This is a genomic window from Gordonia sp. SGD-V-85 (genome assembly GCF_001456905.1).
Lineage (GTDB): Bacteria > Actinomycetota > Actinomycetes > Mycobacteriales > Mycobacteriaceae > Gordonia > Gordonia hongkongensis.
This window is the reverse complement of record NZ_LNQO01000007.1, coordinates 1-14,482: the sequence shown is the minus strand read 5'-3', so window position 1 is coordinate 14,482 and position 14,482 is coordinate 1. Positions and strand designations below refer to the sequence as shown.

Sequence of the window (14,482 nt, the reverse complement as noted above, 5' to 3'; positions counted from 1 at the left end):
CGCTGATCGCGGGAGACCGCGGCTCGTCGTGGGGGCCGGACGCAAAACCACTCGCCGTCGGCGGGGAGAGGCTCGTACCGTGTTGTGCATCCGCAGCATCGACGACGAGGTCCGACATGGCTCCACCACAGACTCTGACGACGCCGAGGCTACGGCTGCGCGCACCCGCCGACCGTGACATCGAACCGATCTTCCGCGCCTGCCAGGACCCGGACATCCAGCGCTTCACACTGGTCCCGGTCCCGTATACGCGTGCGCACGCCGAACATTTCGTCCGCGACATCGCCCCGGCCGCCGGGTCGTCGGTGTGGACGATCGAGATCCCCGGCGGTGAACTCGTCGGCACCATCGGACTGCGAACCGTCGAGAAAGGCGTTGCGTCACTGGGCTATTGGTGTGCGCCGTCGCATCGGGCCATCGCTACCTCTCCGAGGCGCTCGCCGCGGTCCTCGACCACGCCTTCGCCGACCCCGCCGACGGCGGAGCCGGGTTCGATCGCGTGAATTGGCGGGCGCTGGTCGACAACGGGGCCTCGGCGCGGCTGGCGGCGTCGGCCGGCTTCCGCTACACCGGCCGACGCCCCGAGGACGAGATCGATCAGCTCCCGTCGGGTCGCCACGTCGGCGATGTGCACACCGCCGTGCTGCGGGCGGGCGAGGACCGCACCCCGCAGTCCTGGAACCTCGAGCAATCGGACTCAGTTCGACGCGGCGCGAAGTTTCTCCAGTAGCTCGGGAGCGGCGTCGCGCAGGAACGCGTCCTGGGTGTCGCCCCCGATCTGCACCAGCGCGATGTCGGTGAATCCCGCCTCCCAGAAGGGTTTCACCGCCTCGACGATCTGGTCGAGGTCCGGGCCGCAGGGGATGTTGCCCGCGACGTCGTCCGGCGTGACGAACTGCGTCGCTGCGGCGAAGCCCGCGGTGGTGCGCAGGTCGGCGTTGACATCCCACCCGCCGGCGAACCACCGGAACTGATCGTGGGCGCGCTCGATCGCCTTGTCGCGGTCGGGATCCCAGCTGATGGGGATCTGCCCGATCGCGCGGGACCGCTGCCCGTCGACGGTCGGGGTCGACGAATGTTCGTTCCACGCCTTGATGAAGTCGGCGTCGGGTTCGACGGCGATCAGGTGGTCGGCCAGTGGCCCGAACGTCTCGATACCCGCGTTGCCCGCCACTGCGACGCCGATCGGGACGGGCTGGTCGGGCAGATCCCAGATCCGGGCGGCGTCGACCTGGAAGAACTCGCCGCGGAAGTCGACGAGCTCACCGGTGTGCAGTTTGCGGATGATCTCGATCGCCTCGGCGAGCATGTCCTGGCGGTCGGCGACCGAGGGCCAGCCCTCGCCGACGACGTGCTCGTTGAGGTTCTCGCCCGAGCCGAGGCCGAGAGTGAAGCGACCGTCGGCGAGGATCTGCAGCGTCGCAGCCTTCTGCGCGATGATCGCCGGGTGGTAGCGGATCGTCGGGCACGTCACGTAGGTCATCAGGTCGACCCGCTCGGTCGCGTGGGCCACGGCTCCCAGGACCGTCCACGCGTACGGGGCGTGTCCCTGGGCCGAGAGCCACGGAAAGTAGTGGTCGCTCGACACCTCGAAGTCGAAGCCGGCGTCTTCGGCGCCGACGGCGTACCGCACCAGCTCTTTCGGGCCTGCCTGCTCGGTCATCAGGGTGTAGCCGAAACGTGTTGCCATGGAGGTCTCCTCTGCGAGATGGGTCGCTTCGGTGTAGCCATGAGTCATGGGTCCGAAACCCGGGACGCTCGAGACGGTGGTGCCCGGACGACGGACGTTCGACGACGGGGCGCAGTTCTCGACCCCGGAAACGAGGCGCAGATGCCAGACCGGAAAGCGGATGGGTCGATCGACACCGTGCTGCTCGATGTCGACGGTACGCTCGTCGACTCCACCTACCTCCACGCATTGGCGTGGATGCGGGCCTTCGCTGCTCACGACCTGATCCCGCAGTGGTGGCAGGTGCACCGGGCGATCGGCATGGGTGGCGACCGGCTCGTCGGCGAGCTGCTCGGCGACGACGTGGAGGAATCGCTCGGCGACACCTTGCGCGACGAGTGGGAGGACGCCTATCGCGACCTGCTGCCCGACGTGCGGCCCCTGCCCGGCGCGGCCGATCTGGTGCGGGGACTGCTGGACGCCGGCTACCGGGTGGCGCTCGCGTCGTCGGGCAAGTCGGAGTTCACCGACGCCGCCCTCGAGTCGATGGGATTGTCGCGGAACGACTTCGCCGCGGTGACCACCTCGGACGACGCCGATTCGTCCAAACCGGCGCCCGACATCCTGTCGGTCGCCCTGGACGAGGCCGGCGGCGGTAAGGCCGTCGTCGTCGGCGACACCGTGTGGGACGTGGCGTCGGCGCATCGCCTGCCGGCGGAGTGCGTGGCGGTGCGGTCCGGTGGATTCGCGGAGGGTGAGTTGCGCGACGCGGGCGCGGTGCTGGTCGTCGAGCACGTCGGACAACTCGTCGACCGCGGCTGGCGCCCCTGATCGACGGCGGCTGGAGCGCCGGACCGACCGCATCGGTGGGCGCGGGGCCGACGCCGGGGCGCTAGGCTGGATCATTGTGTCGCGAACGTCGCTGTCGGTGGTGTCGGACTCCGTCACCGCGCGGGCTCCGTCGAAGGTCAATCTGCACCTCGGGGTCGGTCCGCGCCGCGAGGACGGCTACCACGACCTCGTGACCGTCTTCCAGGCGCTGTCCCTGCACGACGACATCCGGGTCGCCCGGGCCAACGAGATGAGCATCACGGTTCGTGGCGAAGGCGCCGGGTCGGTCCCGACGGACGAGTCCAATCTGGCGGTCCGGGCCGCGCTGGCATTGGCCGAGTGGGCGGACCGTCCCGGCAAGGTCGCGATCGACATCGACAAGACGATCCCGGTGGCCGGGGGCATGGCCGGTGGCAGCGCGGATGCCGCCGGGGCGCTGGTCGCACTCGCCGCCCTGTGGAAGCTCGACATCGGCCGCGACGACCTCGCCGCGATCGCGGCGGACCTGGGCAGCGACGTCCCGTTCGCGTTGCACGGCAACACCGCCCTGGGTACCGGACGCGGCGAGCGGCTGATGCAGGTCCTCTCCCGCGGTGACTTCCACTGGGTGCTCGCGCTCGCACGCGACGGACTGTCCACGCCCGCGGTGTACCGCGAACTGGATCGGCTGCGCGACAGCCGTTCCGGAGAATGCGCCACCGACGACGAGCGGGACCTCCTCCGCCGCCCGGACGAACTCATGCAGGCCCTGGCGTCCGGTGACCCGCATGCGGTGGCGCCCCTGCTGCACAACGACCTACAACCGGCGGCGCTCTCGCTGCAACCCACCCTCCGCCGGACCCTGCGTGCCGGAATCGACGCCGGAGCACTGGGCGGCATCGTGTCCGGCTCCGGTCCGACATGCGCCTTCCTGTGCGCCGACGAGACCGGCGCGGTGAACGTCGCCGCCGAACTGTCCGGCGCCGGCGTCGCCCGGTCGGTCCGCACCGCCAGCGGTCCCGCCGCCGGTACGCGCGTCCTCGGAGCCGACGTCCGCCACTGATCGCCTACGGTTGCCTGATGTCCCGCAGACCCGCCGCAGTCGTCGCCCCGCTGCGCGCGGTCAGCGCCGTCGTCGCTCTACTGCTCGCGCTCTGCATCGTCACGGCCGGCCCGTCGACGGCCGCCGCACCCGCCGACGGTTTCGTCTTCACCACCTCCGACGTCCCCGACGGCGAACTCCCGTCGGCGGCCGGCTCGGGCACCCGCCTGACCTATGCGACGCGCGATCAGAACGGCCGCCCGGCGATGTCGAGCGGCGTGTACTGGGTGCCGAAGGGTACGCCGCCCGCCGGTGGCTGGCCCGTGGTGTCCTGGGCCCACGGAACGGTTGGCCTGGCCGACGAGTGCGCGCCAACCCTGCACCGGCTGGGCGACGGCGTCGAGGCCCCGGTGCGCGCGGCGCTCGACGCCGGTTTCGCGGTCACGGCAACCGATTACGCGGGGCTCGGGTCGGCGGGGGAGACCGAATACCTCGGCGGTCGCGCGGCGGCTCACTCGGTGATCGACATGATCCGCGCGGCGCGGTCGGTCGACGCCTCGCTCGGATCACGCTGGGTGTCGACCGGGCACTCGCAGGGCGGCCACGCTGCGCTGCACGCGGGCCGTCTCGCCGCGGAATTCGCACCGGATCTGCCGGTCGCCGGCATCGTCGCGATCGCCCCGGTCTCGTCGTTGGAGAACCTGTTCGGTCTGTTCGGTCCCCGCGTGCCCGGCCTCGGCGCGCTCAATGTGCTGAGTGCGCCGTTCCTGTTCACCCTCGCCGGTCTCGACCACGCGAACCCGGAACTCCGCGTCGCCGATTCCCTGACGTCGGACGGCAAGCGTTTCCTCGACCGCGCGCGTGCCCGGTGCAACGGGGATCTCGTGGACGCGTTGCGGTCGGTGCCGCCGGGCTCACTCGTGGCGTCGTCGTTCACCGCGGAGCAGGACTTCCGGGACGCCCTGCGGGAGTACGCCGAGGTGCCCGTCTCCGGCTACCCGGTGAAAGTCACGCTCGCACATGGTCTTCTCGATCCCGTGCTGCCGTACCCGCTGAGTCGTTCGCTGCGGTCCGCGATGCGCGACGCCGGCACGGATGTGGACCTCAAGACCTACGCGCGAGCCGATCACAGCGGCGTCGTCGACGAGTCGCTGCCGGACGTGCTGGCCGCGATCCGGGAGTCGTTCGGCCGTTGAAATCGGGCCGACCGGTTCTCGCGGAGTCGATCACTCGACGCTCTCGCCGAGTTCCATCCAGCGTTCCTCGAGTTCCTCGAGTTCGGATTCCATGCTGCGGATGCTCTCGGTCTCCGCGGCAAGGCCTTGGTAGTCGGACTGATCATGGTCGGCCAGCGCGGTCCGGGCAGCATCGATCTTGCTGTGCAGCTTGTCGATCCGACGCTCGAGCGAGGCGAGCTCCTTGTTGGCCGCGCGCAGCTCGGCGCCGCTGAGGGACGAGCCCGACGCGCCGCCGTTCCCCGAAGCTGTGGCGCTCGTACCGGATCCGCCCGATGTCGATCCGGAACCCGACGTCTTCGCCTGTGCCGAGCGGAGTCTCAAGAACTCGTCGACGCCGCCGGGGAGGTGGCGGAGCCCGCCGTCGAGGACGGCGAACTGCTGATCGGTGACCCGCTCGAGGAAGTACCGGTCGTGCGAGACGACGATCAGCGTGCCGGGCCACGAGTCCAGCAGGTCCTCGAGCGCGGCGAGCATGTCGGTGTCGAGGTCGTTGGTCGGCTCGTCGAGGATCAGCACGTTCGGCGCGTCGAGCAGGATGAGCAGCAACTGCAGCCGCCGCTTCTGCCCGCCCGAGAGGTCGCGGACCGGGGTCGAGAGTTGCGCGCCGTCGAAGCCGAGCCGTTCGAGCAGCTGTGACGGCGACAGCTCCTGTGCCTTCGATCCGGAACCGAAGGTGTACGTGGTCTGCAACTGCGCGATGACCACCCGCACCGGGTCGTCGAGGTACCGGTCGAGGTCGTCGAGGCGTTGGGTCAGGGTGGCGACCTTGACCGTCTTGCCGCGTTTGACCCGGCCGCCGGTCGGTTCCACGGTTCCGGCGATGAGGCCGAGCAGCGTCGACTTGCCCGCGCCGTTGACCCCGAGGATGCCGGTGCGCTCACCGGGCGCCAGCCGCCACTCGACGCCGTCGAGGACGTTGCGGTCACCGTAGGAGACCGACACGTCGAGCAGGTCGACGACGTCCTTGCCCAGACGAGCGGTGGCCAGTGACTGCAGGGCGACCGTGTCGCGGACCGGTGGGACATCGGCGATGAGGGCATTGGCCGCGTCGATGCGGAACTTCGGCTTCGACGTCCGGGCCGGCGCGCCGCGGCGGAGCCAGGCCAGTTCCTTGCGGGCGAGATTCTGTCGTCGTGCCTCGATGGCGGCGGCCTGCCGGTCCCGTTCCACCCGCTGCAGGATGTACGCCGCGTAGCCACCCTCGAAGGGTTCGACGATGCGGTCGTGGACCTCCCAGGTGACCGTGCACACCTCGTCGAGGAACCACCGGTCGTGGGTGACCACCAGCAGTCCGCCGGCGTTGGCCGGCCAGCGTCGCTTCAGGTGGTCGGCGAGCCAGGTGATGGCCTCGACGTCGAGGTGGTTGGTCGGCTCGTCGAGCGCGAGGACGTCATGCTCGCCCGCGAGGAGGCGTGCCAGCGACACGCGGCGGCGCTGACCACCCGACAACGAACTGGTGGGCGCTGTCCATTCGACGTCGCCGAGCAACCCGCCAATGACGTCGCGGACCTTCGCGTCACCCGCCCATTCGTGTTCGGGACGGTCGCCGACGACGGCGTGCCCGACGGTCTCGTCGTCGTCGAAGACGTCGACCTGGTCCAGCACGCCGATGCGGACGCCGCCGCGGACGGTGACGCGACCGGAATCGGGTTGCATCCGTCCGGCGAGCATCGCCAGCAGACTCGACTTACCGTCGCCGTTTCGGCCCACGATGCCGATCCGGTCGCCCTCGTTGACCCCGAGGGACACCGACTCGAAGACCTTGGTGGTCGGGTATTCGAGGCCTAGGGTTTCCGCGCCGAGTAGATGAGCCACCCGACAAACGCTAGTGGGTGACCGGTCTCGGCCTAACGGCGGATGGCCCCGTTGATCATGGCCGCGAACGCGACGGCGCCGGCCTGGTTGACGTGGAAGGGCAGCGCGATCCGATTCGACAGCGCGCTCTCGTACCAGGGGTTGATGAGGTTGCAGGCATCGTGTCCCGCCGATCCTCGGTTGGCGTCGATGAAGGTGCCGCCGACCTTGGTCGACGCCCGCCAGAGCGCGCCGTTGGCGCGGTTGAAGACCTCGCGCATCCACCGGGCGTCGGGGTCACTCAGCGGGACCAGCGGCCAGCACCCGGTGAACCCGATGAAGCCGCCCAGACCGACGACGATGATCTGGGCGTGCGGCGCCTTGTTCCGGATCGCGCGCAGAGCGGGGGTGACGCGGTTCTCCATGAGTTCGATCCGCCACCGGACCTCGTTCTCGAGGGCACGGTTGTGGCGGCAGCGCCGGTCGGTGAACGCCGGGGTCCGGCACTGGCCGAAGATCGCGCCCCACCGCATGTCGTTGCCGCCGATGCTCACGGTGATCAGCTGGGCGTCGCGCGGAACCAGGTGCAGCTGAATGGGTTTCGTGCCACCGCTGGTGTGCTGCGGGGCCCGGTACAGATGTGCCGACTGCGCGCCCGCACACGAGGCGTCGATGAAGCGTCGCGGCAGGGTCGCGGCGGCGACGAGGGTGGGGTAGTTGAACGCCGACCGCTTGCATCCGCCGAAGTAGGCGGGCGTCGGGGTGTAGAAGCTGCCGGACGCACGCGAATCACCGAGAGCGACGTAGGTACCGCCGGTGTAGCGCGTCGGGGCCGCCTGCGCGGGCGCAACCACCGCCGCCATCATCGACACCACGAAAGCGGTGACCAGCACCGTCGCCAAGATCTGGACCCCGCCCCGAAACCTGCCTACCACCGAACACCGCTTCCACTGCCCACCGAGTTTGCTCAGGGAATCTTAAGGCACGACCTCGGGTCCGACGACAGAGTGCGGGATCCGTATTGGAAACCGGCACGAATCCCGCACTCTGCGGGAAGTGGAACCGGCGCGATCCCGGGTGCGTCTACAACCACATGGCTACTGCACCTGCGTTGCGGACCTTCATCCTCACGCGCGACGGCGTGATCACCGCGGCGCAGGCCCGCGAGCACGGTCTCAGTCGTGCCTCGGTGGCCCGGCGGGTGAAGTCCGGTGAGTGGGTTCGTGCGAGTTCCGGCGTCTATCGCCTGGCCGATCATCCGGTGACCGCAAGGACCCGGACCCGACTGGCGACCCTGCAGGTCTCCGCGGACGCCGTTCTCAGCGGACTCGCGGCGGCGTGGTGGCACGACCTCGTGACCAAGCGGCCGACGACGACTACCGTCACCGCTCCCCGAAGCTGGCACGGTTCGCCGGAGAAGGGGACGGTGGTCATCCGGAGATCCCTCGACGCGGCCGACGTCGTGGTCGAGAAGGGACTCACGGTGACCGCGGTGCCGTTGTCCGTCCTCGAAGGCGCCGTTGAAGGAAAGATGGACGTACTCGACCGGGCACTTCAGAACAAGAAGGTCACGGTTGACGCTCTCCTCGAGACCTACCAGCGGCGACGCCGCTGCCGTGGTGCAACCGAGATGGCGAAGATGCTCGTGCTCGTCGGTTCTGGTGCCCGTTCGGCTGCCGAACGGCTGACCGTGAAACTGTTCGCCGAGCACGACATAGCGGGTTGGGTCGCCAACCACCCGGTGTCCGGTTACGAAATCGACTTCGCCTTCGTCGGGAGGAAGGTGGCGGTCGAGATCGACGGCATGGCTCATCACCGGGACGCCGAGGCGTTCCAGCACGACCGCGCCCGCCGCAACACCCTCATCGCCCTGGGCTGGACGGTGTTGAACTTCACCTGGGCGGATCTCGTGGAACGCCCGGGATACGTCGCGTCGCAGGTGCGACGAGCGACCGTCTGATCACCCTCCGCAGAGTGCGGGATTCGTACTGGAAACCGTTACGAATCCCGCACTTTGGAAGAGCTCTGGACCACCTACAGGCCGAGATCCTTGGCGATGATCGTCTTCATGACCTCGCTGGTGCCGCCGTAGATCCGCGTGACGCGTGTGTCGGCGTAGAGCCGGGCGATGGGGTACTCCAGGACATAGCCGTACCCGCCGTGCAACTGCAGGCACTTGTCGATGACCTTGCCGGCGGTCTCGGTGGCGAACAGTTTCGCGCGAGCAGCATCGGGGACGGTGAGCTCACCCTCGTTGTGGAGTTCGAGTGCGCGGTCGACGAACTGCCGGATGGCCTCGACCTCGGCGGAGCACTCGGCGAGGACGAACTTGGTGTTCTGGAACGCCGCAACGGGTTTGCCGAAGACGTCGCGCTCCTTGGTGTAGGCGATCGCGTGCTGGACGGCCGCGGCGGCGGTGGCCGACGCCCCGATGGCGATGGTGAGTCGTTCCTGCGCGAGATTGTGCGCCAGGTACGAGAAGCCGGCACCCTCCTCGCCGAGCCGGTCCTCGACCGGCACCTTGACCGAGCTGAACGAGAGCTCGGCGGTGTCGGATGCCTTGAGGCCGATCTTCTCGATCCTGCGTCCGACGGCGAAACCCTCCGACGAGGTGTCGACCACCAGGATCGACAGGCCCGCACGACGATTCGACTCGTCGAACGGTGCGGTCCGGGCGACGACCAGGATGCGGTCGGCCAAGGCGCCGCCGGTGATGAACGTTTTCGCGCCGTCGAGCACGTAGTGCGACCCGTCCTCGGACAGCTTGGCGGTGGTCGAGATGTTGGCGAGGTCCGACCCGGTGCCGGGTTCGGTCATGGCGATCGCGAACATGAGTTCGCCGGAACAGAATCCGGGCAACCACCGCTGCTTCTGCTCGTCGGTGGCGTACTCGACGAGGTAGGGGAGGATCAGGTTCGAGTGCACCGAGTAACTGCCGAAGGTGACACCGGCCGCCGAAGTCTCCTCCGCGATCACCATCGAATAGGTGAAGTCCGAGACGCCACCGCCCCCGAACTCCTCGGGTGCCTCGATGCCCAGGACGCCGAGTTCGCCCAGCCTGTTGTAGAACTCACGCGGCGGATGGCCCTGCTTCTCCCAATCGTGGTACACCGGCGCGACCTCTTTGGCGATGAAGTCACGGATGGTCTTGCGGAAGGACTCATGGTCCTCGGTGAAGATGCGACGCTGCATTGGTCCCTCGAAACTGTTGTGGGCGGACGGGTCTGACGACATTCACCTCAAGTGGTCATCGCTCCTGATATTCGCGTAGGAGCCCCTTGGAGATGATCTGTTTCTGGATCTCGCTGGTGCCCTCGCCGATCAGCAGGAAGGGCGCGTCGCGCATGAGGCGCTCGATCTCGAATTCCTTCGAGTAGCCGTAACCGCCGTGGATGCGGAAGCTGGCCTGGGTGACCTCGGCGCAGTACTCACTGCACAGGTACTTGGCCATCCCGGCGGCGACGTCGTTGCGCTCGCCGGAGTCTTTCAGTCGTGCCGCATTGACCATCATCAGGTGTGCCGCCTCGACCTTCGTCGCCATCTCGGCCAGCGAGAACGCAACGGCCTGGTGTTCGGCGATGGGTTTGCCGAAGGTGGACCGCTGCTGCGCGTACTTCACCGCGAGTTCGAAGGCGCGCTGGGCGATTCCGCAGGCGCGGGCCGACACGTTGACGCGCCCGACCTCGACGCCGTCCATCATGTGCGCGAAGCCGCGGCCCGGTTCGCCCCCGAGGATGTCGGTGGCGGGCGCGCGGTAACCGTCGAAGATCAGTTCGGTGGTGTCGATGCCCTTGTAGCCCATCTTGTCCAGCTTGCGCGGGATGGTCAGGCCGGGGAGTACCTCGCCGAAGCCGGCCGGCTTCTCCACCAGGAATGTCGTGAGGTTCTTGTGCGGCTTCTCGTTGCCCTCCTCGGTACGGACAAGGGCGGCAACGAGAGTCGACGACCCGCCGTTGGTCAGCCACATCTTCTGACCGTTGATGACGTATCCGACGTCTCCGTCCCGCTTCGCGCTGGTCTTGATCGCCGCGACGTCGGACCCCAGTTCCGGTTCGGACATCGAGAACGCGCCGCGCATCTCGCCCGTCGCCATGCGGGGGAGGAAGCGCTGTTTCTGCTCGTCGGTCCCGTGCTGGCGGATCATGTACGCCACGATGAAATGGGTGTTGATCACGCCCGACACGCTCATCCATCCACGTGCCAGTTCTTCGACGCACAACGCGTAGGTCAGCAGGGACTCGCCGAGTCCGCCGTACTCCTCGGGGATCATCAGGCCGAACAGGCCCATCTCGGCCATGCCGTCGACGATGGCCTGCGGATACTCGTCGGCGTGCTCGAGTTCCTGTGCGGTGGGGATGATCTGCTTGTCGACGAACGAGCGGACGTTGGCCAGGATCTCCGTCTGGATCTCGGTGAGGCCCAGGGTCTGCGCGAGGCGGGTCATGGTGGCTGGTCTCCGAAGTCGGTCGGGGTGCGCTCGCACCGTCGGGCGGACGTTGGTGCGCGACCGGCACGCGCCCGTCTCACAGCATGCCCGGCGGCGGCCCGGCGAAGTAGTCGCGGTGAACTAAGGGAGCGATAGCGCGAGCCAATGGCACTCGGCTGCGCCACCGGCGCCTATCGGTCCGATAGCCATCGCCGATGACCCCGCTCGCAACTCCGTGTCCTCAACACATAGGCAGCGACAGTCAGGTCGTTCGCCGAGCGAACGTTGTCAGAGGGGTTCGACCCTGGTTTGAATCGGAACGGATATGAGCCATAACACTGACGGAGCGCATCGCAACCCAGATCACTCGTCTGGAAGAGGTAATGCCATGACGGTCTCCACCGCCTCCGGATCAGGAGCCGGCGACAAGCCCGGGTCAGCGGCGCGCACGGGACCCGATGGTCCCGCCCACACCGTCGACTTCGAAGCGGCCCAGACGCCGCGAGGTCTCGGCCCGCGCGGCGAATCACGCGCCGGCGCCTGGGGTCTCACGGCTCTGCTGGTCAGCCTCTACGTGATCAACTACGCCGACAAGGCGGTGCTGGGCATCATCGCGCAACCCTCGCGAGGAGCTGGGTCTGAGCTCCTCGCAGATCGGTCTCGTCGGCAGCCTGTTCTTCCTCACGTTCACGATCGGCGGCTTCTTCGCGGGACTGCTCAACCGCTGGATGACCCTGCGCTGGTCGCTGGTCCTCCTGGCCCTGTGCTGGGCCGCGGCGATGCTCCCCATGGTGGTCGTGGCGTCGTTCGCGGTCCTCGTCCTCAGTCGGCTGTTCCTCGGTCTCGCCGAAGGTCCGAGTTCGGCGCTCCTGCACACGGCGGCCTACTCCTGGCGTCCGCCGGCCCGGCGCGCCCTGCCCGGTGCCCTCCTCGCCGGTGCCGCGTCGATCTCGAAGATCGCGATCGCTCCGCTGCTCGCCGTGATCACAGTGAGCTTCGGGTGGCGCTGGGCACTGATCTCCCTTGCCGCCGGTGGCCTCGTCTGGTGTGTCGTCTGGCTGTCGACCTGGCGCAACGGCCCGTACATCGCGAGTGGGAAGACGTCGAAGGACGCGCCGACCGCGAGTGCCGGCGCCGAACCCGCGACGCCGTGGATCTCGATCTTCCGCTCACGCACGTTCGTCACCGGCGCGCTCGTCGTGATGAGCGTTTATGCGCTGGTCAGTGTCGTGCTCACGTGGTTGCCGTCGTACTTCGAAGAGGGGCTGGGGTACAGCCGCCTGCAGTCCGGGTCGATGTTCGCGTTCCCCTCGATCGTCGGCCTGGTCCTGATGGTGCTGAGTTCGATCACGAGTGATCGGATGATCTCGAAAGGGGCGACCTCGCGGATGCTGCGCATCGTCGTGCCGTCGGTCGGGGTTCTCGTCTCCGGTGTCCTGCTGTTCCTGCTGCCCTCGGTCGGCACACCGATCGTCGCGGTCGCGATCCTGTCGATCGGTTATGGCTTCGCGGCCACGGTGTTCCCGTTGTTCAACGCGGCCGTCGCCGAGATCTGCCCGCCCCGGCAGACCGCCGGAACGCTGGGTGTCTTCCTGGCGATCATGGCGATCGGCGGTCTCGTCGCGCCGTACGCGACGGGTGTCATCGTCGACGCGGCCGCCACGCCGGCCGAGGGTTACGCCACCGCGTTCCAGGTGCTCGGAATCGTCGCCGCGGTGTGCGCGGTGCTCGCGCTGGTCTTCGCCGATCCCGAGCGCGATCGTGCTCGGTTGCGTCCGCACGCGCCGGCCGTCGAAGGCGCCACCTCGTGACTTGCGCGTCCCATAGGTAGGGCCTCATCGACTGTGAGTGTGAATCGACTTGTCTGCCAAGCGCCCCGGTGGTCGGCTCGTCACAGCGGGCGATCGGCGTCCGCCGGCGTGGTGCACGTCGGACACAACTTCATCCCTTGCCCTGACATCGAGGAGTCCCCATGCGTGATGCAGTGATCGTCGACGCGGTCCGCGCGCCCATCGGCCGCCGCCGCGGCGCCCTGTCCGGTATCCATCCCGCCGACCTGTCCGCCCATGTACTGGAGGCGCTCGTCGAGCGGACCGGCATCGATCCGGCCGTCGTCGACGACGTCGTCTGGGGATGTGTCAGCCAAGCCGCCGAGCAGGCGGGCAATGTCGCGCGGACGGCCGTGCTCGCCGCCGGCTGGCCCGAGAGTGTCCCCGGAACCACTGTGACGCGCGCCTGCGGGTCCAGCCAGCAGGCGGTCAGCATGGCGGCCGCGGCGGTGGTGTCCGGCCAGCAGGATGTCGTGATAGCCGGCGGGGTCGAGTCGATGAGTCGTGTCCCGATGGGCAGCGCCGCACCGAATGGCGAGCATCAGCCGCCCACGGTCCTCGACCGTTACGGCGTCGACAAGTTCAGCCAGGGGATCGGCGCCGAGATGGTCGCCGCGAAATGGGGATTGGACCGCACCCGCCTCGACGAGTACTCGCTGCGCTCGCACGAACTTGCTGCGCAGGCGGCCGACCGCGGTGCGTTCGACGCCCAATTGGCGCCGATTCCGGGGGTACTCGAGGGGGACGAGGGCATCCGCCGCGGTGGGACGCTCGAATCGCTCGCCAAGCTCAAGCCGGCCTTCAGCGAGGACGGCGTGATCCACGCCGGCAACTCCTCGCAGATCTCCGACGGGTCGGGTGCCCTGCTGATCATGTCCGGCGAGACCGCGAAGTCGCACGGTCTCACGCCGATCGCCCGCATCCACACCGCGGTCGTCGCAGCCGATGACCCGGTGATCATGCTGACCGGGCCGATCCCGGCCACGGCCAAGGCGCTCAAGCGATCCGGGCTGTCGATCGACGACATCGGGGCCTTCGAGATCAACGAGGCGTTCGCCCCCGTCCCGCTGGCCTGGCAGGCCGAGACCGGTGCCGACATCGAGCGTCTCAACCCGCTCGGCGGTGCGATCGCCGTCGGCCACCCGCTCGGCGGTTCGGGCGCCATCCTCATGACGCGGCTCGTACACCACATGCGCGACAACGGCATCCGGTACGGACTGCAGTCGATGTGCGAGGCCGGTGGCATGGCCAACACCACCATCCTTGAACTGCTCTGATCCGAAAAAAGCGCAGCACCGCTGGCCCTCCTGCTCCCTGCCCTAAGAGCCTGCTGAATTAGGGTCCAGCCTGGGTTGAGGTTCCTGCTGCGGGGATGTGTCGGTTCCGGGGTGTGGTCGTGGTGATCGATCTAGGTGGGGCGGCGGTGCCGCGGTTCAGGCGGTGGCCAGTGTCCAGGTGCCGTTGGTGATAGTCAGTCCGAGGGTGATCAGGCGGCGTAGGTTGATCGCGGCGGCGCGGTGGTGCAGCCAGTTGTTGTTGCGTTCGATTCCACGGTAGGGCACCCGCCGGTTACCGCGGGTGAGCCAGGCAATCGTCCGTTCGACCATGGGTCGATGCTGGCGGTAGGTGTCGGCAATAGTCTTGTCAGAGAAGTGTTGTCGGTGTTCGCGCTGG

General features: G+C 68.4%; 13 protein-coding genes and 1 pseudogene. 8 read left to right on the top strand and 6 right to left on the bottom strand.

Annotated features, from left to right (window positions below; translation table 11 throughout):
• The first annotated feature begins 116 nt into the window (after positions 1-116).
• Together AS181_RS25750 and AS181_RS09945 are read left to right on the top strand one after the other, a co-directional pair.
• On the top strand, positions 117-503 hold the full coding sequence (locus tag AS181_RS25750; protein WP_058251447.1) for a GNAT family N-acetyltransferase: 387 nt from the start codon (positions 117-119) through the stop codon (positions 501-503).
• On the top strand, positions 395-730 hold the full coding sequence (locus tag AS181_RS09945) for a GNAT family N-acetyltransferase (RefSeq protein ID WP_175404312.1): 336 nt from the start codon (positions 395-397) through the stop codon (positions 728-730). Before AS181_RS25750 ends, AS181_RS09945 begins: the two co-directional genes overlap by 109 nt.
• Here AS181_RS09945 and AS181_RS09940 read toward each other — a convergent pair.
• Entirely contained in the window at positions 698-1,690 is a 993-nt protein-coding gene (locus AS181_RS09940) for an LLM class F420-dependent oxidoreductase (RefSeq protein WP_058251659.1), read from the bottom strand. The two genes, AS181_RS09945 and AS181_RS09940, sit on opposite strands and share 33 nt — an antisense overlap.
• A 141-nt stretch (positions 1,691-1,831) precedes the next feature.
• On the opposite strand from AS181_RS09940, the gene AS181_RS09935 reads away from it, so the two are divergent.
• The 3 genes from AS181_RS09935 (at position 1,832) to AS181_RS09925 (ending at position 4,717) form a co-directional block, all read left to right on the top strand.
• Positions 1,832-2,500 carry an HAD family hydrolase gene (locus tag AS181_RS09935; protein ID WP_058251445.1) on the top strand — a complete coding sequence of 223 codons (669 nt, stop codon included), beginning with the start codon at positions 1,832-1,834 and terminating at the stop codon, positions 2,498-2,500.
• Positions 2,501-2,576: 76 nt separating this feature from the next.
• A complete protein-coding gene (locus AS181_RS09930; RefSeq protein ID WP_058251444.1) occupies positions 2,577-3,542 on the top strand; it encodes a 4-(cytidine 5'-diphospho)-2-C-methyl-D-erythritol kinase in 966 nt (321 codons plus the stop codon).
• Positions 3,543-3,559: 17 nt separating this feature from the next.
• Complete coding sequence (locus AS181_RS09925) at positions 3,560-4,717, top strand: lipase family protein (RefSeq protein ID WP_058251443.1); 1,158 nt, start codon at positions 3,560-3,562, stop codon at positions 4,715-4,717.
• A 30-nt stretch (positions 4,718-4,747) separates the two neighbouring features.
• Here AS181_RS09925 and AS181_RS09920 read toward each other — a convergent pair whose 3' ends face one another.
• Both AS181_RS09920 and AS181_RS09915 read right to left on the bottom strand, forming a co-directional pair.
• Positions 4,748-6,574 carry an ABC-F family ATP-binding cassette domain-containing protein gene (locus tag AS181_RS09920; protein WP_058251442.1) on the bottom strand — a complete coding sequence of 609 codons (1,827 nt, stop codon included), beginning with the start codon at positions 6,572-6,574 and terminating at the stop codon, positions 4,748-4,750.
• 32 nt (positions 6,575-6,606) lie between these two features.
• On the bottom strand, positions 6,607-7,446 hold the full coding sequence (locus tag AS181_RS09915) for an SGNH/GDSL hydrolase family protein (RefSeq protein WP_388031844.1): 840 nt from the start codon (positions 7,444-7,446) through the stop codon (positions 6,607-6,609).
• 200 nt (positions 7,447-7,646) lie between these two features.
• Between AS181_RS09915 and AS181_RS09910 the strand changes: the two genes are divergently transcribed.
• Positions 7,647-8,513: a type IV toxin-antitoxin system AbiEi family antitoxin domain-containing protein gene (locus AS181_RS09910; RefSeq protein ID WP_058251658.1), complete on the top strand. Its 867-nt coding sequence runs from the start codon at positions 7,647-7,649 to the stop codon at positions 8,511-8,513.
• A gap of 74 nt (positions 8,514-8,587) precedes the next feature.
• On the opposite strand, the gene AS181_RS09905 is transcribed toward AS181_RS09910, so the two are convergent.
• Together AS181_RS09905 and AS181_RS09900 are read right to left on the bottom strand one after the other, a co-directional pair.
• Positions 8,588-9,745 (bottom strand): acyl-CoA dehydrogenase family protein, encoded by a 1,158-nt coding sequence (locus tag AS181_RS09905; protein WP_058251440.1) that lies wholly within the window; start codon positions 9,743-9,745, stop codon positions 8,588-8,590.
• Between the two features lie 55 nt (positions 9,746-9,800).
• Positions 9,801-10,997 carry an acyl-CoA dehydrogenase family protein gene (locus tag AS181_RS09900; RefSeq protein WP_058251439.1) on the bottom strand — a complete coding sequence of 399 codons (1,197 nt, stop codon included), beginning with the start codon at positions 10,995-10,997 and terminating at the stop codon, positions 9,801-9,803.
• Positions 10,998-11,367: 370 nt separating this feature from the next.
• Between AS181_RS09900 and AS181_RS09895 the strand changes: the two are divergent.
• Both AS181_RS09895 and AS181_RS09890 read left to right on the top strand, forming a co-directional pair.
• Positions 11,368-12,790: pseudogene (locus tag AS181_RS09895) on the top strand (MFS transporter).
• Positions 12,791-12,951: 161 nt separating this feature from the next.
• Entirely contained in the window at positions 12,952-14,085 is a 1,134-nt protein-coding gene (locus AS181_RS09890) for a thiolase family protein (RefSeq protein WP_058251438.1), read from the top strand.
• Between the two features lie 156 nt (positions 14,086-14,241).
• On the opposite strand, the gene AS181_RS24550 is transcribed toward AS181_RS09890, so the two are convergent.
• Positions 14,242-14,482, bottom strand: a 241-nt coding sequence (locus AS181_RS24550; RefSeq protein ID WP_175404311.1) for a transposase, incomplete at its 5' end; no start/stop codon positions are given.

What these genes read in the sequence shown, in the direction of transcription:
- AS181_RS25750 (WP_058251447.1), top strand. Translation starts at nt 117, where the DNA reads ATGGCTCCACCACAGACTCTGACGACGCCGAGGCTACGGCTGCGCGCA.
- AS181_RS09940 (WP_058251659.1), bottom strand. Translation starts at nt 1,690, where the DNA reads ATGGCAACACGTTTCGGCTACACCCTGATGACCGAGCAGGCAGGCCCG.
- AS181_RS09910 (WP_058251658.1), top strand. Translation starts at nt 7,647, where the DNA reads ATGGCTACTGCACCTGCGTTGCGGACCTTCATCCTCACGCGCGACGGC.
- AS181_RS09905 (WP_058251440.1), bottom strand. Translation starts at nt 9,745, where the DNA reads ATGCAGCGTCGCATCTTCACCGAGGACCATGAGTCCTTCCGCAAGACC.
- AS181_RS09890 (WP_058251438.1), top strand. Translation starts at nt 12,952, where the DNA reads ATGCGTGATGCAGTGATCGTCGACGCGGTCCGCGCGCCCATCGGCCGC.
- AS181_RS09900 (WP_058251439.1), bottom strand. Translation starts at nt 10,997, where the DNA reads ATGACCCGCCTCGCGCAGACCCTGGGCCTCACCGAGATCCAGACGGAG.
- AS181_RS09925 (WP_058251443.1), top strand. Translation starts at nt 3,560, where the DNA reads ATGTCCCGCAGACCCGCCGCAGTCGTCGCCCCGCTGCGCGCGGTCAGC.
- AS181_RS09935 (WP_058251445.1), top strand. Translation starts at nt 1,832, where the DNA reads ATGCCAGACCGGAAAGCGGATGGGTCGATCGACACCGTGCTGCTCGAT.